This window comes from Streptomyces sp. NPDC051582, assembly GCF_040681715.1.
Taxonomy (GTDB): domain Bacteria; phylum Actinomycetota; class Actinomycetes; order Streptomycetales; family Streptomycetaceae; genus Streptomyces.
In genome coordinates this window covers 19817-44241 of sequence record NZ_JBFAZJ010000036.1, presented here as the reverse complement: position 1 = coordinate 44241, position 24425 = coordinate 19817, and the positions used below count along the sequence as shown (strand labels likewise).

The window sequence follows — 24425 nt, the reverse complement described above, 5'->3', positions numbered from 1 at the left end:
TGCCGGTGAGAATGGAGCCATGGACGGGGAACTCTTCCCGCGCGAGCGGACCGAGATCACCCCCGGCGCCGTGCACGTGCCCGACTGGCTCGGACCCGAGCGCCAGCGGGAGCTGCTCGACGCCTGCCGTGACTGGGCGCGCCCGCCCGCGGGACTGCGCACCGTACGGACACCGGGCGGCGGGACGATGACCGCCCGCCAGGTGTGCCTCGGGCTGCACTGGTACCCGTACGGGTACGCCCGCACCGCCGTGGACGGCGACGGGGCACCGGTCAAGCCGATGCCCGGCTGGCTCGCCGAGCTGGGGCGGGAGGCGGTGATGGCGGCGTACGGGCACCCGCCCTCGCCCGGAGCCTGGGAGCGCCCGGGCCCGGACTCGGACCCGGGCCCGGACTCGGACCCTGGCCGGAATCCAGGTCCGTACCCGTACCCGTACGCCTACGACATCGCGCTGATCAACTTCTACGACGGCGACTCCCGCATGGGCATGCACCGGGACGCCGAGGAGAAATCGGGGGCTCCGGTGGTCTCCCTCAGCCTCGGCGATACGTGCGTCTTCCGCTTCGGCAACACCGCCTCGCGCGGCCGTCCGTACCAGGACGTCCGGCTGCGCAGCGGGGACCTGTTCGTCTTCGGCGGCCCGGCGCGGCAGGCCTACCACGGGGTGCCGAAGGTCCTGCCCGGCACCGCCCCGCCGGGGCTCGGGCTGACCGGGCGGCTGAACATCACCCTGCGGGTCGGCGGCCTCGGGACGGCCCCCGACTGACCGGCGGCGCCGCGCACCCCGCCGATCATGCGAGGATCGCTGTCATGAACGGCAACGGGGCCCCGCCGCGGGTGGGGGATGCGACCACGGTGTCCGCGGCGTCTTCCGGTCCGGCCACGTCCTCCGGTCCGGCCGCGTCCTCCGGCTCGGCCGCGTCCTCGGCGCGCGCCAGGCTGGAGCGGGGCCGCGGCGCACTCGGCCCGGCGCTGGAACTCGTCCACACCGGCCGGGCCCCCACCCGCGCCGTCCTGACCGCGGAGCTGGGCGTCACCCGCGCCACCGCCGGGGCGGTCGCCGCCGAGCTGGAGGCGCTCGGACTGATCCGCGTGGACTCCCGCCCGGGCGGCGCGGGCGGCACCCAGGGCCGCCCCTCGCACCGGCTCTCCATCGACGAGAACGGCCCCGTGGCGCTGGCCGCGCAGGTGCACTCCGACGGGTTCCGGGCCGCACTGGTCGGCCTCGGCGGCCGGATCGTGGCCACCGCCCCCGGCAAGGTCACCGTGTCCGCCGATCCGGCGCAGGTGCTCGGCGCCGTCGTCGAGGCGGGCGCGGCGCTCCTCGCCGAGACCGGCCGCCGATGCGTCGGCGCGGGGCTCGCGGTGCCGTCGGCGGTCGCGGAGCCGGACGGTACGGCGCTGAACCCGCTGCACCTGGCCTGGCCGGCCGGGGCTCCCGTACGGGACATCTTCACGGAGTGCGTGGAGGCGGCCGGGATCGAGGGCCCGGCCCTGACCGGGAACGACGTCAACCTGGCCGCGCTCGCCGAGCACCGGCACGGCGCGGGGCGCAGCGCCCAGCACCTGCTGTGCGTGGCCACCGGCCACCGCGGGGTGGGCGGCGCGCTCGTACTGGACGGCCGTCTGCACAGCGGGAGTTCGGGACTGGCACTGGAGGTCGGCCACCTCACGGTGAACCCGGAGGGCCGCCCCTGCCACTGCGGCAGCCGCGGCTGCCTGGACGTGGAGGCCGATCCCCTGGCCTTCCTGACCGCGGCGGGCCGCGTCCCGGGGCCCGAGGTGTCGCTGCTCCAGCAGGCGCGCGACCTGCTGCGCGAGGAGTACGCGGAGCCGGCGGTGCGGGCGGCCGCCGAGGAACTCATCGACCGGCTGGGGCTGGGCCTCGCGGGGCTGGTCAACATCCTGAACCCGGACCGGATCATCCTCGGCGGGCTCCACCGCGAGCTGCTGTCGGCGGACCCGGAGCGACTGCGCGCGGTGGTCGCGGACCGCAGCCTGTGGGGCCGCAGCGGGGGAGTTCCGATCCTGCCCTGCACCCTGGACCACAACAGCCTGGTGGGCGCCGCGGAACTGGCCTGGCAGCCGGTCCTGGACGACCCCCTGGCCGCCCTGGGGGCGGCGGCGTAATCCCGCCCCGCCCCGCCCCGCGCCCGACGCCGGGTCGGGCCGGCGGGCGGGCCGGCGGGCCGGCGGGCGCCGGGCCGGGGGTGCGGCGGCCGGAGCCTACCCGGGCCTGGCGCCGACCGAGGCCGCCACCGGCATCGCTGTCGGGACGGCCGTCGGGTCGACGGCGACCACCACCGCGGGCGCGGGCTCTCGTACGGGCTTGGATCCGTTGCCCACCGGGGCGGCGCGGAGTGAGAACCACACCACCTTCCCGGGGCCGTCGGCCTGGTTCCGCGCGCCCCAGGCCTCGCTGACCGCCGCGACCAGCGCGAGACCGCGCCCGCACGTCTCCAGCGCGTCCGCGGCCGCCTCCCGCAGGACGGGAAGGCGCGGATCGCTGTCGTACACCGAGACGGTGAGCCGCCCCAGCCGCAGCTCGATCTCGACGGTGCACGTCTTGTCGGGCTGCGCATGGCGGTGGACGTTGCTGAGCAGCTCCGTCACGCCGAGCGCAGCCCGGTCTATGAGCGGATCGAGCTGCCAATGGCGCAATTGCGCTGAAACGATCCTTCGGATCTGTCCGATCCGGGACGGCAAGGCCTGCAGTTCGACGACGCAGTGCCTGCGGGAATGACTGATCACGGCTGCGACTCCCCGACATGAGTGTTACGGGTGCTGCACCCTCGGTAATGCTCCACCAGGGTCACCCACGGTGCCCGTGTATGCAACCGAACGCGATCGAAAGCGATCCGCATGGATACCCAAAGTGACTGTTTGTGCAGGTGGGGGAGGTACATTGCGAAAGCAGGGGGCGAAGAAACGCACGAAGGAGCCAGTCGCATGAGCACCACCCGTACCTCCGGTACGACGGCTACGACAATCGACGTCGACCGTAGCGACGCGGACTACCGCGCCTGGCTGAAGGAGGCCGTCCGCAAGGTCCAGGCCGACGCCAACCGATCCGCCGACACCCACCTGCTGCGCTTCCCGCTCCCCGAGGAATGGGGCATCGACCTCTACCTCAAGGACGAGTCCACGCACCCGACCGGCTCCCTCAAGCACCGCCTCGCGCGCTCGCTCTTCCTCTACGCGCTGTGCAACGGCTGGATCCGCCCCGGGCGCCCGGTCATCGAGGCCTCGTCCGGGTCCACGGCCGTGTCGGAGGCCTATTTCGCGAAGCTGATCGGCGTTCCGTTCATCGCCGTGATGCCGCGCACGACCAGCCCGGAGAAGTGCCGGCTCATCGAATTCCACGGCGGCGAATGCCACTTCGTGGACGACTCGATGAAGATGTACGAGGAATCCGCGGACCTCGCCGCCCGTACGGGCGGGCACTACATGGACCAGTTCACGTACGCGGAGCGGGCGACCGACTGGCGCGGCAACAACAACATCGCCGAATCGATGTACCAGCAGCTGCGGTTGGAGCGCTACCCCGAGCCCGCGTGGATCGTGGCGACGGCCGGTACGGGCGGTACCTCCGCGACGATCGCGCGCTACGTGCACTACATGCAGCACGACACCCGGGTGTGCGTCCCGGACCCGGAGAACTCCTGCTTCTTCGACGGCTGGACCAACAACGACCCGCACGCGAGCAGCGATTGCGGCTCGCGCATCGAGGGCATCGGGCGGCCGCGGATGGAGCCCAGCTTCGTGCCGGGGGCCATCGACCGGATGATGAAGGTGCCGGACGCGGCGAGCGTGGCCGCGTGCCGGGCGCTGGAGCAGGCGATCGGCCGCAAGGCGGGCGGCTCCACGGGGACGGGCGTCTGGAGCGCGCTGAAGATCATTTCGGAGATGGTGGCCGAGGGCCGCAAGGGCAGCGTGGTCACGCTGCTGTGCGACCCGGGCGACCGCTACCTGGACAAGTACTACTCGGACGAGTGGCTGGCCATGCAGGGCCTGGACATCGCCCCGTACACGCGGACCCTCGACACCCTGCTGGCTACGGGCGTCTGGCGCGAACCGGCCGCCTGACCGGCCGCCTGACCGGCGGCCCGGCCCGCGGCCCCGACCGGCCGCCTGACCGGCCCTCCGCTCCCGACCCGTGTCACTGACCGGCCGGGCGGCGTGCCGTCAGGCGGGCGTCCAGCGCCCGGACCGCCGACCGGAACGACCGCCCCAGGAGCGGACGGGCCGCGGTGAGGGCGAGCCGGAGCGGCGCCGGGGCGTCGACCGCGAAGGTCCAGCGCACGAGCGTGCCGGAGCGAGGGTCGGCGGAGGTGAGCAGCCACTCCTCCAACAGGGCCCGGATCCCCGGAGCGTTGGTCTCGTCGACCCGGTACGCGTAGCGCCGATCCGGGTCCGCCGCCATGATCGTCTCCTCGAAGCGGGTCCCGCCGACCAGCCGGACCTCTCGGCCCGCACCCCCGTGCGTCGGCCGGGCCAGGGTCACCGCCCCGAACCACCGCGGCCATCCCTCGACGTCCTCGGCCAGAGCCCGGTACACGGCCTCCGGCCCCGCGGTCGTCCGGGCGGTGAAGATCAGGCGGATCGGGGCGTTCTCGATGAAGTCCAGCCCCACCGGGCGGAGTCGGCGAGCCATGGCGGTCCCTCCTGGGGGTGTGCGATGGAACGTACGTCCGCGTACCCTAGCTGTCGCCCCGTCAGATGTCCGCCGCCCGGCCGCCTTCACATCGGGCAGGCGTACGGGGCCGGGGTACGGGGCCGGCGGGGCCGGAGTACGAAGCCCGAGTGCGAGCACCGCGTACGGAGCCCGCGTACGGAGCCCGCGTACGGGCCCGCGCACCCGCCCCCGGCTCCCAACGTCCCCCGGACAGGCCTAGGCAGGGGGTTCGGGGCGCGGGATGCTGGAGCGCGCCGATCCTGCCCCCGTGAGCGGAGGCCGATGTGCCGGACCCCTCCCAGCCCCCGCAGCCCTTCCCTCCCCTGGCCCTCGAACCCCTCACGCCCCCACGCCCCCTGGCCCTCGAACTCCGCGTGCACGGGGTCCACGGCGCACCCCCCGACGAGCTGCTCGGCGACCCGCGCACCGTCCGGATCACCGGGGACTCCACCGCCGCCGTCTTCCGTCGCGCCGCGGACGTCGACGCCGAAGCCCACCCCGAGCGGTACACCGGCCGGCCCGTCGTCGAGGCCTACTGCTGGTCCCGGCTCACCTCCGGCAACGGCGCCCGCGCCCTGTGGCTGCTGCTCCTGCCCTTCATGGTGGTCAACCTCGCGCACTGGGCCCGGCCGGCCGCGCCCGCCACCGGTCCGGCACCGTGCGCGGTGCGCACGTACGGGGTGCTCGTACGGGTCCTCGCGCTCAGCCTGACCCTGCTGCTGATCGCGGCCGCCTGCGAGGTCGCGCTCGACCTCCTCGCCTGGCAGTGCGCCGGTTCCGGCGCCTGCGCCGGCTCCCGGCCCTGGCTCGGATTCATGGAGCCGGGCCGGTGGTGGGGCCAGCCCGGCCGCCGGCTGGCGCTCGGCGCACTGGTCCCGGCCGCACTGACGGGGCTCCTGTGGTACCTGTCGAACCGCACGTGGAGCGCGTACGAGTCGCAGCCCCCGCCCGCGGGCGCGGCCGTGCCGGCAGCCCGCCCGGACGGTGCGCCCGCCCTCGGCCGGCCGGGATTCTGGTACGGGCGGCGCATCGTGGCCCGGCTGCGCGCCGCGCACACCGCCGCCGGACTGCTGATCGTCGCGGCCGCCGTCGCCGCGCCCACCGCCCGCCACGACCGCCGTGCCGGCGTCCCCGTGCTCGAAGCCCTCGGCTGGGCGGTGGAGGTGCTGCTGGCCGCCGGTGCCGTGGCCGTCGCCTGGGTCGTCTGCCGCCGCGGCCGCACCGAGGAGCGCGCCGACCACCGCCTCGACCGGGCCGCCGTCACCCTGCTGCCCGGCTCCGCCCTCGCGCTGCTCGCCGCCGTCCTGCTCTACGCGGGCTGGTCGCGCCCCGGCTGGACCTCCGCCGGGCGGTTGCCCGGTGACTTCGCCTTCGGGGGGCTCATGCTCGGCCAAGGCTGCTGCGTGCTGCTGCTCGCGGCCGTCGCCGTCCGCCTGTACCGGCTGGCCCCCGACCCGGCGACCGCCCTGTACGGGCTCGGCGGTCCCGCCATCGCCATGCTCGGCTGCGCCCTCGGCGGGGTGATGTCGGGCGGGGTCGCCCAGCGGATCGCGGACTGGCTGGGCGCAGCGGGAGGGGCGGGAGGAGCGGGCGGGGCGGCGGCTCCCGGGTCCCCGGCGCCCGCGCTGCCCGCGGTGCCCGCACCGCCCGTACTGCTGTCCTGGCAGGCCGCCGTACTGCCCCCGCTGCTCCTCGTACTGGCCCTGTTCGCCGCCTGCTTCGCCGTACGCGGGATCCTCGCCCGGCGCCGGCTCGCCGCGGGGGTGGCCGCCGAGTACCCGGGGGAGCCTCCCGACGTGAACCGCAGCCGCCGGATCGCCGGGGCCCGGGCGGCCGCCGCGCTCACCGACTCCGCGCCCTGGTTCGTGGCCACCGTCTCCGGGATAACCCTGCTGCTCGGCGCGGGCGCCCTCGCCGGAGCCTGGCTCAGCGGGCAGGTGCCGGGCGAGGCGGCGCGCGGCGCCCACCCGTTGCTGGAGTACGCCGCCCGGGCGGCGCAGGACGCCGGGTCCTGGCTGATCGGGCTCGGCATCGCCGCGTTCATCGCCTGGGGCCGCCGCGCCTACCGGGATCCCGCGGCCCGCCGCACGATCGGCGTGCTGTGGGACGTCGGCACCTTCTGGCCGCGGGCCGCCCATCCGTTCGCTCCGCCCTGCTACGCCGAGCGCGCCGTCCCCGACCTGACCTGGCGGATGACCGGCTGGACCGGCCGCACCGGCGGCCGCCTGGTCATCTCCGGCCACTCCCAGGGCAGCGTCCTCGCGGCCGCCGCCGTCTGGCAGCTGCCACCACAGGTCCGCCGCCGGGTCGCCCTGCTCACGTACGGCTCCCCGCTCCGGCGGCTGTACGGGCGCTGGTTCCCGGCGTACTTCGGCCCGGGCCCCCTCGCCGCCCTGCACGCCGACATCGACTGCTGGCGCAACCTCTGGCGCGCCACGGACCCCATCGGAGGCCCGGTCCTCCCGGGGGCCCAAGCAGCCCCGGCCCCTGAAGCGGCTCCGGCGGCCACGGCCCCCGCCCCCGCAGCCGGCTCCGTCGACCGGGGACCGCTCGCCGATCCGCTCGCCTACGGGCGCAGCGCCCGCCACCCGCTGCCCGCGCCGATCCTCGGGCACTTCGACTACCAGGCGGACCCGGCCTTCGCCGCCGAACGCGACGCCCTCCTGGTCCGGCTGGCCGGTCCCGCCAGCCGCCGCGCCCGGTCCGCCACAGCCGCGTCTCCCGCACCCGCCGCACCCGCCGTACCGGCCGCACCCGCCGTACCGGCCCCGGCGCCACCGGTCGCACCCATCACATCCGTCACACCAGTCCCGGCCCCGGCCATCCCGGCCGCGACCGCCCTGCCCGCCCCCAGGATCAGCAAGGAGCCGGCAGGACCGGAAGGGTCGGGAGATCCTCCGGGAACAGGAGAGTGAGTTCGTCCGTGCCCGGGTCCGAGAGCTGGGCCACCCGGCCCGCGTGGCGCTCGACCATCGACTCGAAGGTCTGCCGCGCCGTGCGGCCGTTGCCGAACGCGGGGCCCTTCGGGAGTTCGGCGAAGTACGTCAGCAGCGCCTTCGCCGTGCCCTCCCCGAGCCGGTATTCGTGCTCCTCGGCCTGCTGTTCCACGATGCGCAGCAGCTCCTCCGGCCCGTAGTCCCCGAACGTGATCGTCCGGGAGAACCGCGAGGCCACGCCCGGGTTGACGGTCAGGAAGCGGTCCATCTCCGCCGTGTACCCGGCGACGATCACCACCACCGCGTCCCGGTGGTCCTCCATCAGCTTCACCAGCGTGTCGATCGCCTCGCGCCCGAAGTCCCGCCCCGAGTCCTCGGGGGCCAGCGCGTACGCCTCGTCGATGAACAGCACCCCGCCGCGGGCCCGGTCGAACGCCTCCTGGGTGCGGATCGCCGTGGAACCGATGTGCTCGCCGACCAGGTCCACCCGCGAGACCTCGACCAGGTGGCCGCGCTCCAGGACCCCGAGGGAGGCCAGGATCTCCCCGTAGAGCCGGGCCACCGTCGTCTTGCCCGTACCGGGGCTGCCCGTGAACACCAGATGGCGCCGGACCGAGGCGGCCTTGAGGCCCGCCTGCTGACGGCGCCGGCCCACCTCGATCATGTCCGTGAGCGCCCGCACCTCGCGCTTGACGCTGTCCAGGCCCACCAGCGCGTCGAGCTGCCCCAGCACCTCGCCGGAGCCGCGCGCCGCGCCCGCAGGCTCCCGGTCCGCCCCCTCCGCGCCCCGCGGGGCAGGCACCGGAAGCGGGGCCGCCTCGGCCGCCGCACCCCGGACCGCGCCGACCGTACGGATCCCCGTGCGCTCGGCGGCGAGAGCCCCGGCCCCGGCCGACTGGGCGGCGAGCCGCGAGCCCGACTCGTCGCTGGTGCAGTCGTCGGCGACCGGGCCGTCCTCCGCGAACTCGTACCCCCCGCGCGCGCAGCGCTCGGTGTGGCAGCGGGTCAGCGTGGTGCGGCAGCCGTCGATCACGTGGAAGCCGAAGCCCGAACTGCCCGTCACCCGGCAGGACTGGAAGCTGCCGCGGCCGCCCGCCGACACGTAGAAACCCGCCTCGGACGGGGAGCTGACCGTGCACCGCTCCAGCGCGGGATCGGCTCCCTTGGTGACGATCACTCCCGTCTGGACGGCGTCGATCGTGCAGTTGGCGAGGGTGCCGCCGCTGCCGTGGTCGCGGAACCAGGCCCCCGTCGCCGCCTCCCGGATCCGGCAGTCGTCGACCTGTGCGGTGGCCCCGTCGCTCACCGACACGGCCGTGTTGCGCACCTGGGACAGATCGCTGTCGACGACGTCGGCGCGCGAGCCCCGGTCCAGGACGAACACCGCGTCCGGCACGTCGTGCACCCGGCAGGAACTCAGCGAGGCGGTGGCCCCGTCGCTGATCCACACCGCCGGATAGTCGCCCGTACTGTCGTGGATCTCGCAGGACTCGGCGTCCACCCGGGTCCCCGGATCCCACACCGACAGGCCGTTGCGGCCGAACCGGCGGACGGTGGTCCGGCTGAGCGTGAGCACCGAACGGGAGCGCAGGTCCACCGCGTTCTCCGGGATGTCGTGGATGTCGCAGCCGGCGAGCGTGAGCACCGCGTCGGTGTCGAGGGTGACCCCGTCCGCGGACGTGCGGTGCACGGCGCAGTCCGTGAGGCGGGCCGCGGCCCGCGCGGCGATCTGCACGCCCGTGCCCTTGATCTCGTACACCTCGCAGCCCAGCGCCTCCAGGCCCGAACCCTCGCCGGTGACCGCGATGCCCGCGCCCGACGCATGGTGGATCCGGCAGCGCTCCAGCCGCGGCCGCCCGCCCCCGCGCACGGAGACCCCGGTCTGGCCGGCGGCCACCACCTCGCACTCCTCGAACACCCCGCCGCCGCCGTCCAGTACGGCGATCCCGACTCCCGCCGGGTTCTCCACCGTGCACCGCCGCACCAGGGGGCGCGCGGCCCCGCCGCGCACCTCGATGCCCGCCGCCGACCGGGTGCTGACCCGCAGATCGGTGAGCTCCGGCGAGCCCTCCTCGACCAGCAGCGCGGGCGCGGCCCGGTCCTGACCTTCCAGGTGCAGGTCCTGGACCACGGCAGAGGCGCGCACCGTGAGCGCGACGCCGTCGAGCGGGGCGATCCGCACCGAGCCCACCGAGCCCTCCGGCCCGCGCAGGGTCACGGCATGGTTCAGTACCAGGTTCTCCCGGTAGGTTCCGGGAGCGATGGACAGCACATCCCCGTCGCCCGCGACGGCGAGCGCGGCGGCCAGCGTCGGATACTCACCGGAGCGGCGCCGCCACCGCGAAGACCCGCCGTGCGTCACCTGGACCGTGCCCTGTGCCATGGTGCTGTCGTGCCCCCGCCCTCGTGCTCGTGCCGTCGAAGCGGCTGAAACCACCGCCGCCGCCCACCGCCTTGCCGGCGACCGACTCTGGCCGCTCCACCGTAGCGCGCGCGGGCCCGGTGAGATGCCAGGTCAGCTGCCCGCGCCCGCCCGGCCCCAGTCCGGCCCGGCCGCCGCCCACGCACGGTCCAGCCGTATGTACCGACGATGCATGAGCCTTCGTACGACGAGTCGGCGGACCGTCTCCGCCAGCGCGGCCGCGCCGAGGGCGGCGGCCAGGCCCACCACCGCCGCGTGGGCACTCGCCGAGGAGGCGTCGAGGGGACGCCCCACCAGCCGGCCCCGCGTATCGGTCCATATCCGGAACCGGTCGCCCGCCCGCGGCGGTTCCTCCGCGGCCGGAACCGTGCCCTGGTGGTTGCTGCCGTCGGGCGCCGTCCAGGACGCGACGATCTGCGTGCGCTGCGGGGCCTGCCGCTGCGCCGACGGATCGGCCTCCGTCCCCGTGGGCGGGGCCGCGGCCGGCCGCACCACCACCGCCGGTACGAGGTACCGCTCCTGCCGCTGTTCGCGCGCGGCCCGCTGCAGCGTGCCGTCCACCTCCAGACCCGCGACCGTGCCGACGGCCGGAGCCACCAGCAGGACGCAGATCAGCGCGGCGAACGCCACCCATGCCTCGAAGAGATCAGTCGGCCGGCGCAGTGGATTGCGCCGCCAACGCCACACACCCGTTACCGTCCACACGGTCCGGCACCCCCTTTGCCTCCGTCTGCCTGCGGTCCAAGCCTCCCGCACCGCCCGGCGACACGCATTCCGGGAAGCGCGGCAGCCGTGTCACCCGATCCGGTGCATGAAGTCCTGGCAGCGAGACCGTCGCCTTGGTCGTGGCATCGGTCCCGGCCTCGGTCGTGGCCTTGGTCCTGGCCCCGGCCGAAGCCGCGCTCGCTCCCGCACCTTCCCGTCACAGCCGTCGAATGCTCCAACGGCCCGCTCACGGTGCTTGGTTCCAGCGTTCCCCCACAGCCCCTCGAAGGTGTCATTCCGAGGGGCCGGTCCCGCCCGCTACTCCAGGATGCGGACCTCGTCGCCCACCCGCACCGTGCCCGTCCGCACCGGCACCAGCTGCCGCCCGAAGGCCAGGGACTTGCCGATCCGCCGGTGCCGGGCCAGGGTCTTGAGGGGCTCCTTGCCGCGCTCCGCCGTCGCCTGGTCGGTGGTCGTCACGATGCACCGTCCGCACTCGCGGACCCCGCGGAAGACGGCGTCGCCGATCGCGATGCGCCGCCAGCCGTCCTCGGCCCACGCCTCGGCGCCGGCGACCACGACATTCGGGCGGAAACGATTCATCGGCAGCGGACCCTCCTCGGGATGGTCCCCCTGCGCGATCAGCGAGTTGAGCGCGTCCAGTGACGCGAGGGTCACGAGCAGCACCGGATAGGCGTCGGCGAGGCTCACCGTCTCGCCCGGCAGCGCGTACGCCGGGTCGACGGGCCGCCGCACGGCGGGATCGTCCATGTGCACCAGCCGCGCCGGCACCCCCAGGTAGGTGCTGAACCAGTCCGCCGCGGCGCCCGCCGCGACCACGGTCTCGACCTTCTTCCCGAACAGGGTGACCGGCTCCAGCGGACCCGGCTCCGGCACCTCCACGGCCAGCTCGGCCATACCCGGCGCCGACAGGGCGACCGCGCCGCCCCCCAGCGGACGCGCCGCGGCCAACGCCAGCCGGGGCTGCTGGCGTTGGGTGATGACCGTGCCCTCGGTGTCCACCACGGCCCACCGCCGGTCCCCGGACAGGCCCCAGGGCTCCACGGCCATCTCGTCGGGAGCTGTCCCCGCTACCGACTTGACGGGATGGACGTGGAGCGCCTGGACATACAAGTTCGACATGGGAGCATCCTGCCAGGACCCCCCGTGCCCGCCCTAGTGGGCGTTCCCGGATCTGTCAGTAGCCGCGCCCCTGGTACGGGCGGCCGTACGGGTCCTCGTACGAGGCGGCCGGAACCGGAGCCGGAACCTGCATCGGGCGCGGGGCGGCCGGCCGCATCGCCTCGTACCCGGTGCCCGTGGCCATCGGCCGGGGCTGCTGCGGCTGGGCCTGCTGCATGTAGCCCGCACGGGCCACGGCCGGCTGCTGCTGCGGGATGTACGGAGCGGGCGCTTGCTGCAGCGGCATCGGCGCGGGCGCCGCCTGCTGCTGGTACGGGTACCCGTACGCCGGGGCTTGCTGCTGCTGCGGCATGGCCGGGGGCAGTGCGGGCAGGGAGGAGGCGAGGGCCGGGAGGTATCCACCGCTCGAATAGCCCGAGCTGGGGGAGTCGTAGGCGGCCGGAACGCGGATCGGAGCGATCTGCGGGGTACCCCGTTCGGCGACGAGCGAGTCGTAGATGGGGGTGTCCGGGAAAGAGGGCGCGGAGTAGTAACCGCCGCCATAAGTGGAGCGGGGGGAGGTCATGGGACCTAAGTTAAGCCCACGACTTCACCGGGTCCATAGCGAGGTGTGACGAACACCGCGCTGACCTGCATATTCCCAGGTCAGAGCCACACCCTTCACTTCTCGTTCACGTGCACGTTTTAGTCCCTTCCGCACCGTGTTGTTCCTACTCGTACTCACCGGTTGGCTGTTGCACCGACTTGGCGCTGACGTAGCGTCACAAGGCGGTGACCTGGGATGACATCGGTGAGGGGGGGCGGTCTGGGGTGACCATTCGTTTCACGCGTCACTCGGGCGGGCATAGGTGCGGCCCTTCCACGCCGCGCCGCGCCCGCGGTAGTGCTGAAGGGCGGAGTCGACGGTCATCAGGAGGTACAGGAGGGCCGTGAGCGGAAGGAGTGGCGCGAGTGCCATGGGCTGGCGGTAGTAGCGCAGCATCGGCAGATAAGTGCCCGCCATCAGCAGCCACGCGAGCCCGCCCGCCCACGCGGTCGCGGCATGCCCGGTCGCCAGCCCCGCGAGCAGCGCGGCCGGGGGGACCAGGTAGACGAGCACGAGCCCGGCCACCGTCCCGGCCAGCAGCAACGGCTGGTGGCGCAGCTGCGCGTACGCGCTGCGCGAGACCATGCGCCACAGGTCCCCGAGCGCGGGGTAGGGACGCACGCTGTCCACCCGCTCCGCGAGCCCGAGCCAGATCCGCCCGCCCGAGCGGCGGACGGCGCGGGCGAGGGACACGTCGTCGATGACGGCCTGCCGGATGGAATCGGGGATGCCGGCGCGGACGGCGACCTCGGTGCGCAGCAGGACGCAGCCGCCGGCCGCCGCCGCGGTCCGGCCGGTCGGGCGGTTGATGCGGCGGAAGGGGTAGAGCTGCGCGAAGAAGTACACGAAGGCCGGTACGACGAGCCGCTCCCAGACGCTGACGGCGCGCAGACGGGCCATCTGCGAGACGAGGTCGAGTTCGGCGCTGGTTGCGGCGGCGACCAGCTCGCGCAGGCTGTCGGGCTCGTGCGCGATGTCGGCGTCGGTGAGGAGCAGGTACTCGGGCTCGGTGGCGTGGGCGGTCCGGGCGAGCGCGATGCCGTGGCGCAGTGCCCACAGTTTCCCGGTCCAGCCGGGGGCCGGCTCGCCGGGGGAGGTGAGGGTGAGGGGCAGCCCGGGGTGCTCCCGGGCCAGCCGCAGGGCGAGCTCGCCGGTGCCGTCGGTACTGCCGTCGTCGACCAGGACGACCTCGGCTTCGCCGGGATAGTCCTGGGCGATGAGCGAGGGCAGGCTGCGCGGCAGCACCTCGGCCTCGTCCCTGGCCGGGACCACGATGGCGACGGACGGCCACCGCCCGGGATCGCTGCGCGGCGGGAGCCGCACGTCGGTCCGCCAGAACATGCCCTGGGCGAACGTGAGCCAGATCCAGGCGAGGAGGGAAGCGCAGGCGGCGCAGAGAAGGCCCATGCGGGCAGTGTGCCGAAGATGGCGGGGGGTGTGGTGGATTTGGGGGGAGTGGGGGGGAGTGGGGGGATGGCGGGTGGGGGCGGGGGCAGAGGCGGGGGTGGGTGGCGGCGGGGGTGCGGTGGGGCGGGGTCTGGGTTGGGCGGGGTCTGGGTTGGTCGGGGTCGGGAGGGTTGGTCGGGGTGGTGGGGCGGAGCCTCGGTTGGCCGGGGTCGGAGTGGTTCGGGGGTTTCCCGGCAGTCCACTGTCCTTCCGTGTCGGTCCGGGCCGTCAAGGGCGCTCCCTGCGGTCGCGTCGCTGCGCGATGTCGCTGCGCTCCACCCTTGACTGCCCGGCCCGCCCCGGAATGCCATAAGACTGCCGGGAAGCCCCCGAAGGAACGGTCAGGGGGACAGTCCTCCACACGGGTGCGTCAGGGATCCTGACCTCCCCACCCGGTCCAGCCACCCCCACCCCACCGGGCCCACCGAGCCGGACCAAGATGACGCCCGGGGAGGCCGCAGTCTCCGACAGGGCCCTGGCGAAGGCCTTTCCGCACCACACTGGCCCACCCCACACCAGACAGCGACCAGGTGCCCATCCCCCTACCCCTGCGCACCGGATCGCTGTGTGCTCCTCACCTCTCGGCGTCCGACGATCGCCTGTGGCCGGACATGAGCCGCCCACCACCCACACAGACACCTCACGGCCCGCGACAGCGGACTGTTTGTCCCTTTCATCCCGCGACCGAGATCCTCAACAAGCCCTGGCGGAGTGAGAGGTTGAGACACCCGGCATCAGGCTCCACCTCGCCCCTCCTCACCCGCTCTTCGCCCTTCTCGGCCGCCGCCTGCTCCCCTGAATGGGCCGCAGACGCCCGAAAGCAGCCCCGGAACATCGTCTGGGCGGCTTATGTCCGGCCACAGGCGGTCGTCGGGCGCTAAGACGGGAGGAGCGCACAGCGATCTGGTGCGCAGGGGTGGGGGACGGGGATCTGGTCGGCGGCTGATGCAGGTTGGGCGCACCCGTCCCTGGCCGGGCTCGGTGGGCCTGGGGAGTGGGGGCGCCCGACCGGGGCCCCGATCGGCATCGCTGAGAGGCCCTTCCGGGACACGAACCCCCCGGCCATCCTTCGGGGGCTTCCCGGCAGTCTGTTGTCTTTCCGGGGCGGGCCGGGCAGTCAGGGGTGGCCGAAGGCCATCGCGCAGCGACGCGAACGCAGTGAGCGCCCTTGACGGCCCGGACCGACACGGAAGGACAGTGGACTGCCGGGACGCCCCCGGACCCATCCCGACCCCGACGACGGGGATCCCGCCCCCCGAAGCCCCCGCCAGCCCATCCGACCCCGCGTCGGCAGCGCCTCCTCGCGGCGCCCCCGACGGCTCCCTCCGGCCCCGACTCGGCGAGTCCCGTCGCCGAAGCCTCGGGTGGGCTCCCGGCTCCGAGTGCAGGAGCCCCGTCACCGAAGCCCCGCCCCGCCCCGCCTCGCGGCCCCGCCCCGCCCCCGCCCTTTCCGACCCCCGTCCCCCGACCCGTCGGCCTCCCCCGAGCCCCCGCGGGCTTCGCTTCCATTAAGGTGACCAGGTGAAGATCGCCCTCATGGACTCCGGAATCGGCCTCCTCGCGGCGGCTGCCGCGATGCGGCGGCTGCGGCCCGACGTCGATCTGGTCCTCTCCTCCGACCCGGTCGGCATGCCCTGGGGGCCCCGTACCCCCGCCGATCTGACCGGGCGCGCCCTCGGCGTGGCCCGGGCCGCCGCCGAGCACCGGCCGGACGCGCTGATCGTGGCCTGCAACACCGCCACCGTGCACGCCCTGCCCGCCCTCCGCGCCGCACTGGAGCCCGGCATCCCGGTGATCGGGACCGTGCCGGCGATCAAGCCCGCCGCCGCCCCCGGCGGGCGCGTGGCCATCTGGGCCACCCCCGCCACCACCGGCAGCCCCTACCAGCGCGGGTTGATCCGTGACTTCGCCACCGGGGCCCGGGTCACCGAGGTGCCCTGCCCCGGACTGGCCGACGCCGTCGAGGCGGGCGACGCCACCGCCATCGCAGCGACCGTCGCCGCGGCCGCCGCGCTGACCCCGGCCGACGTCTCCGACGTCGTCCTCGGCTGCACCCACTACGAGCTCGTCGAGACGGCCATCCGGGCCGCCCTCGCCGAGCGGACCGGTGGCGCCGAGCTCCGCTATTACGGCTCCGCCGAGCCCGTCGCCGTACAGGCGCTGCGCCGCCTCGGGGCACTCCCCGAGCCGGGCCTGCCCCGTACCGGAACCCTGACCGTCCTGCTCAGCGGGCAGGAGGGCGCGCTCCCCGCCGCCGCGCTCGGTTACGCCGAAGGGCGGCTGCTGGCCGCAGAGGGCGCTCCCGTCGGGCGCTGACCCCGCGCCCCTCTTCCCCTCGTCGCGGTCGCCGACCGCTACGTCCGGGCGCCCGCCAGGGACCGGGCGAGCGCGCGCAGCCCGTCCGCGTCCAGTACGCGATCCCCGAACCCGGGCAGCGGTACGTGCAGCGGAGCCGTCCACTGCGGGGGGATCGCGGCCTGGCCGTAGAGGGCCCCGGCCAGGGTGCCGGTGACCGCGGCCACGGTGTCGGTGTCCCCGCCCAGGTCCACGGCGGCCCGCACGGCCGCGGCGAACCCGGTGGTGGTCCGCAGGGCCCACACCGCAGAGCCGAGGCAGGGCCAGACGGCCCCGTTGAACTCGGTGGCCTGCCCCGGATGCCAGTGGGGGCCGAGGACGACCCCGTACCGCTCGCGGTGACCGGGGTGCACCGCGCCGAGCGCCTCGGGGAGCGCGGCCAGCGGATCGCCGCCGTCGAGTGTCACCCGTACGAGCTCGTGCAGTACGGCCGTACCCTCCCAGGCCGCCCGGTCGCCGTGCGTCAGGGCCGCGATCCGGCGGGCGGCGTCCATGGTCCCCTCCCGTCCGGCGGGGGCGAAGTACACGGCCGAGGTGGAGGCCCGCATCAGGGAACCGTTGCCCGCCGCCCGCGCGTTGATCTGGAAGTGCAGTGCGGCGGCCAGGTCCCAGGCCTCGCCGTTGGTCAGCACGTCCTCCGTCTGGAGGCCGATGTCCTTGGGCTCGGCGGCAGCCCAGCGCTGGAACCGCCCGAATACGTCGGCGGGTTCGAGGGCGCCGTGATCGAGCAGGGACTCGCCGACCAGGACGGCCATCTGAGTGTCGTCGGTCGCCTCGCCCGGATCCCAGCCGCCGCCCCCGCGCATCTCCTCGCCGCGCGCGGTCAGTTCGCCGGCGGGCCCGAACTCGTACGGCGCGCCGAGCGCGTCGCCGACGGCCGAGCCCAGTACTGCGCCGATGGCGCGGTCGAGTCGAGTGATCACGAGTCCTCCTCGGGCGGTTCGGGACATGCGCACGCCAGTCCATCGACACACCGTCACACCGTCACACCGCGTGCGCAGCCGTCGCGGTCGTCGAGGGCCGGTGGCGGCGAGGGTATCCGGTGACCTGGAGACCCCGTGACCCCGTGACCCGGTGAACGACCTAGGCGTCCGTCGGCCGGAGGTCGGACAAGGGAACGTCCTTCAGGTGGGTCAGCAAGACCCAGAGGTGGCCGAACGGGTCGCGGAGGACGGCGGTGCGGTCGCCGTGGAACTGGTCCGCCGGGGGCTGGAGGAGTTCCGCGCCCTCCGACACCGCGGTACGCACGACCGCGTCCACGTCCGGTACGAACACGTGCAGTGCCGTCGACGTGCCGCCGAGCGCGGTCGGGGCCGTGAAGGGGCCCTCGGAGACGTCGCCGAGCATCAGGACGGCTCCGGCGATACGGATCTCGGCGTGCAGCACCCCGCCCCCGGGGTGGTCGAGGCGGAAGTCCTCGACGGCGCCGAAGGCGCGGCGGTAGAAGGAGAGTGCGGCGGGCGCGTCGGACACCATGATGTGCGCCACCACCGCCGTGCGGTAGCGCTCCGGGACGGGGCGGGGCGCGGACGGGTCTGCCTCGTGATGCGTCGTGTGCCGTGTCGTGTGGCCGGTCGTGTGGCCGGTCGTGTGGCGTGTCATGTCCGCGACCGTAGAAACTCAAGTTTGGTTGGGGTCAAGGGCGGGCAGGGGCGGGTTGCCGGAGCGGGGCGACGCGCTACGAGAGGCAGTGGCGCACATGCGTAACGTGAGTACGCTGCTACACATGACGGTTCACCCCCCGGGTCCGCTGTGGACCGGACGGGCCTCCAACCGCGCCCAATGGCTGCTCGCAGCGGCCGGCGCGGCCTGCCTCGCGCTCGGCGTCCAGCTCGCCGTGGACTCGAACTGGACCTCCGGCATCGTCCCGCTGCTCATGTCCGTGATCGGCTGCCTCGCCGTCGGACTGCTGATCCTCTTCGGAACCCTCGCCTTCGTGCACGTCGCCGTCACCGTCGACGCCGAAGCGCTGGAGGTCCGCTGCGGCCACATCGGACTTCCGCGGCGCAAGATCCGGCTCACCGAGGTGGCCTCCGCCGAGTTCGTGCCCCGCATCACCCCCCAGCAGTGGGGCGGCTGGGGCTACCGCTGGCGGCCCGAAAGGGGAACCGCCGTCATCGTCCGGCGCGGCGAGGGAGTGGAGCTGCGGCTCGGCGACGGCAAGGTGTTCACCGTCACCGTCGACGACGCCGAGAACGCGGTCCGCGTCATCCGCACCCACCTGCGCGCCCTCGCCCGCTGAGGGTCTCCCGCCGGCCGCGGCCGGGCACGTACACTCCGGCAAATGAGCAGCAGCATCACCGCAGAGCCCGGATCCGGCGTCGCCGGAGAAGCGGAACCCGCAGGCCCGGACACGTCCGCCGGCTGGAAGGGGTGGCCGCTGCGCGCGGCCATCGCCGTCGGCTCCGGCGCGCTGCTCTACCTGAGCTTCCCTCCGCGTCCGCTGTGGTGGCTGGCCCCGTTCGCCCTCGCCCTGCTCGGCGCCTGCCTCCGCGGCCGCCGCGCCCGCGCCGGCTTCGGCCTCGGTTTCCTGCACGGCCTGGGCTTCCTGCTCCCGCTGCTCATCTGGACCAGCGAGGGCGTCGGCCCCGTCCCGTGGCTGGCCCTCGCCACCGTCGAAGCCCTCCTGATCGGCCTCACCTGTCTCGGGATCGCCCTCGTCAGCCGGCTCCCCGCCTGGCCCCTGTGGGGTGCGGCCGTCTGGGTCGCGGGCGAGGCGCTGCGCGCCCGGGCCCCGTTCGGCGGCTTCCCCTGGGGCAAGCTGGCCTTCGGCCAGGCCGACGGCGTGTTGCTGCCGCTCGCCGCCCTCGGCGGCACTCCGCTGCTCTCCTTCGCCGTCGCCCTGTGCGGATTCGGGCTCTACGAGGCGGTGCGCGTGGGCGCCGACACCCGGCGGGCCGCCGCCGCGCTGCTCGCCGCGACCGCCGTGGTCGCCCCGCTCGCCGGGGCCCTCGCGTCCCGGCCGCTGGTCTCCGACGCCGCCGAGGAAGGGACTGCGGTGGCCGCCGTCGTCCAGGGCAACGTTCCGCGCGCCGGGTTCGACTTCAACGCCCAGCGCCGCGCGGTCCTCGACAACCACGCCAACCGCACCCTCCAGCTGGCCGCGGACGTCAAGGCCGGCCGGGTCCCGAAGCCCGACTTCGTGGTCTGGCCGGAGAACTCCTCCGACATCGACCCGTACACCCAGCCCGACGCGTACGAGGTCATCGACAAAGCCGTCAAGGCCATCGGGGTCCCGGTCGCGATCGGCTCCGTACTGGCCCCGGAAACCGGCCCGCTGCGCAACACGATGATCTTGTGGGACCCGGTCAAGGGGCCCGTCGACACGTATGACAAGCGCAAGATCCAGCCCTTCGGCGAGCGCATCCCGATGCGGTCCTTCGTCCGGCTCTTCAGCGCGGACGTGGACCGGGTGCAGCGCGACTTCGGCCCCGGCAAGGAGCCGGGAGTCTTCGCCATGGCGGGCAGCGGGGTCGGCATGGTGACCTGCTTCGAGGCCGCGTTCGACGACGCCGTGCGCTCCACCGTCCAGGACGGCGCGCAGGTGATCGCCGTACCGAGCAACAACGCCACGTTCGGCCGCTCGCAGATGACGTACCAGCAGCTCGCGATGGACCGGGTGCGGGCGGTCGAGCACAGCCGTACCGTGCTGGTGCCCGTCACCAGCGGTGTCAGCGCCGTGATCCGCCCCGACGGGCAGATCGTCCAGGAGACGAAGATGTTCACGGCGGACGCGCTGGTCGCCGAGATCCCGCTGCGCTCCACGCAGACGCCGGCCACCCGGTTCGGCCCGCTGCCGGAGTACGCGCTGCTCCTGGTCGCCGCGGGCGGCCTCGGCTGGACCCTCGCCCGCCGGATCCGGTCCCGCCGCACCGCCGCCTGACCCGGGCCCGGCGGACCGCCGGCCCCGGACACCGCCCGCGGCCTCGTAGGGTCGGGGCATGACCACACCCGAGTTCATCCGCCAGATCCGTGCCTCCGCAGGGAACCAGCTGCTCCTGCTGCCCGGGGTGACCGCCATCGTCTTCGACGACGAGGGGCGGGTGCTGCTCGGCCGCCGCTCCGACACCGGCCGCTGGGCGGTGGTCGGCGGGATCGCGGAGCCGGGGGAGCAGCCCGCGCAGACCGCGGTGCGCGAGGTGTACGAGGAGACGGCGGTGCACTGCGTCCCGGAGCGGGTGGTGCTGGTCCAGATGCTCGAACCGATGACCTACCCGAACGGCGACGTCTGCCAGTTCCAGGACATCACCTTCCGCTGCCGCGCCACCGGCGGCGAGGCCCGCGTCAATGACAACGAGTCGCTGGAGGTGGCCTGGTTCGAAGTGGACGACCTGCCCGAACTGGAACCCTTCGCGGTGGACCGCATCCTGCGCGCCCAAGGCGAAGAATCGACCTGGTTCGCGCCGCCGGCGGGCCCGGCGGGGGACGAGGCGCTGACGGCCGAGGGCTCGGGCGCCCCGGGCACGGAACTGGAACGGACCCGCGCCGAGCGCGACGCGGCCCTGAGGGACCTCGCCCGGCTGCGGATCCAGGTCGAGTCCCTGAAGGGGGCGAGTGACGCCACGGCGGCCGGCTGGTCGCGGATCGATCACCTGATCCTCGGGGGCCGCAGGATCCAGGCCGTGCAGAAGATCCGGGAGGAGTTCGGCAGCAGTCTTCCCGAGGCGGTCGGACTGCTCGGCAACCGCGTCGCACGCCTCCAAGAGGAGCGTCCGGACGATTTCCACACGGACGGGGTCGGCCGGACCGACGACCGCGGGGAAGGTCAGCCGGCGGAGACCGCCGCCTCGCGGTAGAGCTCCAGGGCCTGGTCGTCCATGACCGCGCTGTACGAGACCTCTGGGACCGTGCCGCCGCCCTCGTAGCCGCCCAGGACCCCGGCCAGGGCGCCGTTCACCAGCCAGGGGCTGCCGCTCGTGCCGCCGCTGAGGTCCGGGCAGTCGATCCGGCGCTGCGTGTCGGAGAACAGGCTCGTGGTGTTCGCGCAGCGCAGCGGCTCTTCCTCGATGCTCGGGTAGCCGAGGATCGTGACCGTCACGTCGTCCGGCTGCTCGGTGGCCACCGGGAAGCCGCCCACCGCGTCCTCGATGCGCCCGGTGCCGCCGTCCGCCGGGGCGACCGTCGCGAAGGCGACGTCCTCGTCCGGGTCCCTCCCGTCCGTCCAGCCCGGGGCGAGGGACACGCCGGTCAGCTTCCACACCCCGTACGGGGCCTTGCCGTCCCGGTAGCCCGGCGCGAAGACCGTGGCGTCCGGGTTGTCCAGGCAGTGCGCGGCGGTCGCGATCACGTCGCGGTCGTCGCTGTGCACCACGGCCGCGGTGCAGAAGTGCCCGCCGTCGAGGGAGCCCGCGAAGAGGGCGCCGATCCGGTTCGACGTCGCGTCGGACCCGGCCTGCGCGGTCACGCCCAGGGGCGGCACGGCCGCCGCGTCGGGCAGGTCCACGCTCAGCAGCGCGGCCATCGCGGCCAGCGCCAGCAGGATCCGGGACGTCCGCCGGGTGCGGGCGCTGTGTGCCGGTCGGGGAAGCATGCGCTGGATCATGCCCCGAGCCTCCCCGCAGAAGCTATGGCCGGAGCACGGTATTCCATATGAATGTCCTGTGAATCCGGGCTCCACAGGCGGCCGCGCCCCGCGCGGGCGAGACTGACAGGGGCGGCAGGGGGGTCCAGGAGGTGTCCGCGCATGACCGCACAGCACCGCACGCCCGTGGTGTTCATCCACGGCCTATGGCTGCATTCCACCAGCTGGGAGGGGTGGGCCGACGCCTTCCGCGAGGCCGGGTACGAGCCCGTCCTGCCGGAGTGGCCCGGGGTCCCCGACACCGTCGCCGAGGCCCGCCGCCGCCCCGACGACCAGGACGGGGTCGGACTCGTCGAAATCTCCGACGCCCACGCCAAGGTCATCCGCGACCTGCCCGTCCGGCCCGTTCTCGTGGGGCACTCGGTCGGCGGGTTCATCGCCCAGCACCTGCTCGGCCAGGGTCTCGCGGAGGCCGCCGTCGCCATCTGCCCCGGACAGATCAAGGGCGTCAAGGCCATCGCCCCCGCCCAGGCCAAGTCGACGTTCGCCGTACTCCACAACCCCGGCAACACCCGCCGGTCGGTCTCGCTCAACCGCGAGCAGTTCCGCTACGGCTTCGCCAACGCCGTCTCCGAGGAGGAATCCGAGGAGCTGTACGACGAATGGACCATCCCGAGCACCGCCCGGCCGCTGTTCCAGCTGGCCCTCGGAAACTTCACCCCGCACTCCCCGGCCAAGGTCGACACCGGGAACGAGACCCGGGGTCCGCTGCTCCTGCTCTCCGGCCGGCTCGACCACACCGTTCCGGACCTGCTGACCCGCTCGACCTACAAGCAGTACCGCCACTCGCACGCGACCACCGAGTACCAGTGCTTCGAGGACCGCGGCCACTCGCTGATCGTCGACCACGGCTGGCCGGACCTGGCCCGCGCCTCGCTGTCCTGGCTGGACTCCCACACCGCCGGGGCCCACGCGGCATAGGGCCGGCGCTCCTCGGCTACCGGCGTTCGTACACCGTCACGCGCCGGCCCCGGACCTCGCGGTCCTCGACCGCCGTGAACCGCTCCTTCAGGACCGCCGCCTTCGCCGCGTCCCGGGCCGCCCCCGACGGCTTCGCCACCCGCGCCGCGTCCGTCACCAGCAGCACCCGCTGCTGCCCGAGCAGCGCCGCCCGGATCCGCGCCGGGTCCGCCTCCTCGCCCTTGAGGGTGGCCGAGGCCACCGGGCTCCGCTCCAGGGCCACGTCCGACAGCCCCGCGAAAGCGCCGGGGGAGACCAGCGCCGTGTCCCGGCGGGCGGCCGGTACGAAGAGCACCGCGTCCCCGGGCCGCCCCAGCCGGGCCACCTCTCCGGCCACTGCCAGTACGTCGTCGACCCGGCTGGCCGGGGCCCGCTTGGCCAGCGACACCGGCAGCATTGCCAGTACGGCGATCCCCACCACGCCCGGCACGAGCGCGTCCGCCGCCCTCGGGAACCGGGGGCGGGCCGCCCGTACGGCCGCGCCCAGCCCCGCGCCGATCAGCAGGGCCAGCCCCGCCATGCTGAACAGCACGTACCGGTCCAGGAACAGCGGCTGCACCAGGGAGATCCCGATCAGCCCGAGCTGCGGCACCGCCAGCAGCGGCAGCCCCACCGCGGCCGCCGACAGCCGGCCCGCCCGGGGCCGGTCGAGCCGCGCCCCGAGCCCGCCCACGGCCAGCAGGAGCGCCGGGCCGATCATCATGTGCCAGGTCAGCGGCGGGATCCAGGACACCTGGTCGGACTGGCTCCGGCTGAACAGCACCAGCGGCAGCGCCCCCAGGGCCGCGCAGGCCCCGTACGCCGCCCAGCGCAGCCACACCCCGCGCCCGGCCCGCACCCACCACAGGGACGCCGCGTGCGCGGGCAGGACGAGCAGCGAGAGCCAGTTCAGCAGCGCGCACACCAGCACCGTGACCGCGTACGCCGTCCACCTCGGCCAGGCCCGCCGCCCCGGCCCGGGCGGCGCCGACAGCAGCGACACCAGCAACAGCGTGGAGAGCCCGGCACCGGCCGCGACCAGCGCGTACGGGCGGCCCTCCTGGAGGTAGAACTGCACGGCCGGCAGCAGCCCGAGCGCCAGACCACCGCCCAGCCCCGCCCAGAACCCGGCCAGCCGCCGCCCGGTCAGGGCCACGCACGCCGCGGCGGCCGCCACGGCGAGGACCGACGGGAGCCGCAGCGTGGTCGTACTCGCCCCGAAGAGCTCGAAGAGCCCGTGCATCAGCAGGTAGTACAGCCCGTGCACGGCGTCGACGTTGCCGAGCATCTCCACGATCTCGCCCGCCGAGCGGCCGGCCACCTGCCAGGTCGCCGCCTCGTCCCGCCACACGCTGTCCTGCCGCGAGAGCCCCCACAGACCGAGGGCGACGGTCCACAGGACCGGGACCAGCCACACGAGGTGGCGGCGTCGGCGGGTCGGCAGGACCGGAGCCTGCCGCACGATGTGCGGGCGCCGGGCGGTCGGTATTCGGGATATGTCGGAGGTCATGGGAAGACGTGCGGTCCTCGATCGACTGTTCGGGTGAAGCCGCCAGTCTATGGACGACGCGGACGGTTTCCGCACCGCCTGTTGTGCACCGCGGAGCGTGATCGCCGGGCCCGCTCGCCCCTAGCCT

The 24425-nt window shown here is 74.4% G+C and carries 19 protein-coding genes and 1 pseudogene; 9 read left to right on the top strand and 11 right to left on the bottom strand.

What is annotated here, in order from left to right; all coding sequences use genetic code 11:
- Positions 1-19: 19 nt before the first annotated feature.
- The gene (locus AB0M92_RS33400; RefSeq protein WP_366106097.1) at positions 20-766 is read left to right on the top strand and encodes an alpha-ketoglutarate-dependent dioxygenase AlkB; all 747 of its coding nucleotides are present in this window, start codon (positions 20-22) and stop codon (positions 764-766) included.
- A gap of 44 nt (positions 767-810) precedes the next feature.
- Positions 811-2130: an ROK family protein gene (locus AB0M92_RS33395; RefSeq protein ID WP_366106096.1), complete on the top strand. Its 1320-nt coding sequence runs from the start codon at positions 811-813 to the stop codon at positions 2128-2130.
- 96 nt (positions 2131-2226) lie between these two features.
- Here the strand turns inward: AB0M92_RS33395 and AB0M92_RS33390 are convergent, their stop codons facing one another.
- Positions 2227-2751, bottom strand: a complete 525-nt coding sequence (locus tag AB0M92_RS33390) for an ATP-binding protein (protein ID WP_366106095.1) — start codon at positions 2749-2751, stop codon at positions 2227-2229.
- 198 nt (positions 2752-2949) lie between these two features.
- On the opposite strand from AB0M92_RS33390, the gene AB0M92_RS33385 reads away from it, so the two are divergent.
- On the top strand, positions 2950-4086 hold the full coding sequence (locus AB0M92_RS33385) for a PLP-dependent cysteine synthase family protein (RefSeq protein WP_366106094.1): 1137 nt from the start codon (positions 2950-2952) through the stop codon (positions 4084-4086).
- Between the two features lie 73 nt (positions 4087-4159).
- Here AB0M92_RS33385 and AB0M92_RS33380 read toward each other — a convergent pair whose 3' ends face one another.
- Complete coding sequence (locus AB0M92_RS33380; protein ID WP_366106093.1) at positions 4160-4654, bottom strand: SRPBCC family protein; 495 nt, start codon at positions 4652-4654, stop codon at positions 4160-4162.
- Positions 4655-4998: 344 nt separating this feature from the next.
- Between AB0M92_RS33380 and AB0M92_RS33375 the strand changes: the two genes are divergently transcribed.
- Complete coding sequence (locus AB0M92_RS33375) at positions 4999-7590, top strand: hypothetical protein (RefSeq protein WP_366106132.1); 2592 nt, start codon at positions 4999-5001, stop codon at positions 7588-7590.
- Here AB0M92_RS33375 and AB0M92_RS33370 read toward each other — a convergent pair.
- From AB0M92_RS33370 to AB0M92_RS33350, 5 genes are all read right to left on the bottom strand, one after another.
- On the bottom strand, positions 7532-9994 hold the full coding sequence (locus AB0M92_RS33370) for a right-handed parallel beta-helix repeat-containing protein (protein ID WP_366106092.1): 2463 nt from the start codon (positions 9992-9994) through the stop codon (positions 7532-7534). The two genes, AB0M92_RS33375 and AB0M92_RS33370, sit on opposite strands and share 59 nt — an antisense overlap.
- 132 nt (positions 9995-10126) lie before the next feature.
- Complete coding sequence (locus AB0M92_RS33365; protein WP_366106091.1) at positions 10127-10720, bottom strand: hypothetical protein; 594 nt, start codon at positions 10718-10720, stop codon at positions 10127-10129.
- Positions 10721-11056: 336 nt separating this feature from the next.
- Positions 11057-11881, bottom strand: a complete 825-nt coding sequence (locus tag AB0M92_RS33360; RefSeq protein WP_366106090.1) for an MOSC N-terminal beta barrel domain-containing protein — start codon at positions 11879-11881, stop codon at positions 11057-11059.
- A 55-nt stretch (positions 11882-11936) separates the two neighbouring features.
- The gene (locus AB0M92_RS33355; protein ID WP_366106089.1) at positions 11937-12446 is read right to left on the bottom strand and encodes a DUF6643 family protein; all 510 of its coding nucleotides are present in this window, start codon (positions 12444-12446) and stop codon (positions 11937-11939) included.
- Between the two features lie 258 nt (positions 12447-12704).
- A complete protein-coding gene (locus tag AB0M92_RS33350) occupies positions 12705-13874 on the bottom strand; it encodes a glycosyltransferase (RefSeq protein ID WP_366106088.1) in 1170 nt (389 codons plus the stop codon).
- 1560 nt (positions 13875-15434) lie between these two features.
- On the opposite strand from AB0M92_RS33350, the gene AB0M92_RS33345 reads away from it, so the two are divergent.
- The gene (locus AB0M92_RS33345; protein ID WP_366106087.1) at positions 15435-16229 is read left to right on the top strand and encodes an aspartate/glutamate racemase family protein; all 795 of its coding nucleotides are present in this window, start codon (positions 15435-15437) and stop codon (positions 16227-16229) included.
- A gap of 38 nt (positions 16230-16267) precedes the next feature.
- On the opposite strand, the gene AB0M92_RS33340 is transcribed toward AB0M92_RS33345, so the two are convergent.
- Together AB0M92_RS33340 and AB0M92_RS33335 are read right to left on the bottom strand one after the other, a co-directional pair.
- A complete protein-coding gene (locus AB0M92_RS33340; RefSeq protein ID WP_366106131.1) occupies positions 16268-17188 on the bottom strand; it encodes an ADP-ribosylglycohydrolase family protein in 921 nt (306 codons plus the stop codon).
- Between the two features lie 163 nt (positions 17189-17351).
- Positions 17352-17744: a VOC family protein gene (locus AB0M92_RS33335; protein WP_366106130.1), complete on the bottom strand. Its 393-nt coding sequence runs from the start codon at positions 17742-17744 to the stop codon at positions 17352-17354.
- A 250-nt stretch (positions 17745-17994) separates the two neighbouring features.
- Between AB0M92_RS33335 and AB0M92_RS33330 the strand changes: the two genes are divergently transcribed.
- The 3 genes and pseudogenes from AB0M92_RS33330 to AB0M92_RS33320 all read left to right on the top strand — a co-directional run.
- The gene (locus tag AB0M92_RS33330) at positions 17995-18510 is read left to right on the top strand and encodes a hypothetical protein (protein ID WP_366106086.1); all 516 of its coding nucleotides are present in this window, start codon (positions 17995-17997) and stop codon (positions 18508-18510) included.
- A 42-nt stretch (positions 18511-18552) separates the two neighbouring features.
- A complete protein-coding gene (lnt, locus tag AB0M92_RS33325) occupies positions 18553-20151 on the top strand; it encodes an apolipoprotein N-acyltransferase (protein WP_366106085.1) in 1599 nt (532 codons plus the stop codon).
- Between the two features lie 58 nt (positions 20152-20209).
- Positions 20210-20680: pseudogene (locus AB0M92_RS33320) on the top strand (NUDIX domain-containing protein); the annotation flags it as partial.
- A 353-nt stretch (positions 20681-21033) separates the two neighbouring features.
- Here the strand turns inward: AB0M92_RS33320 and AB0M92_RS33315 are convergent.
- Positions 21034-21810, bottom strand: coding sequence for a trypsin-like serine protease (locus AB0M92_RS33315; RefSeq protein ID WP_366106084.1), 777 nt, complete (start codon positions 21808-21810; stop codon positions 21034-21036).
- Between the two features lie 141 nt (positions 21811-21951).
- Between AB0M92_RS33315 and AB0M92_RS33310 the strand changes: the two genes are divergently transcribed.
- Positions 21952-22770 carry an alpha/beta fold hydrolase gene (locus AB0M92_RS33310; protein ID WP_366106083.1) on the top strand — a complete coding sequence of 273 codons (819 nt, stop codon included), beginning with the start codon at positions 21952-21954 and terminating at the stop codon, positions 22768-22770.
- Positions 22771-22786: 16 nt separating this feature from the next.
- Here the strand turns inward: AB0M92_RS33310 and AB0M92_RS33305 are convergent, their stop codons facing one another.
- Positions 22787-24298, bottom strand: a complete 1512-nt coding sequence (locus AB0M92_RS33305; protein ID WP_366106081.1) for a hypothetical protein — start codon at positions 24296-24298, stop codon at positions 22787-22789.
- Between the last annotated feature and the right edge of the window lie 127 nt (positions 24299-24425).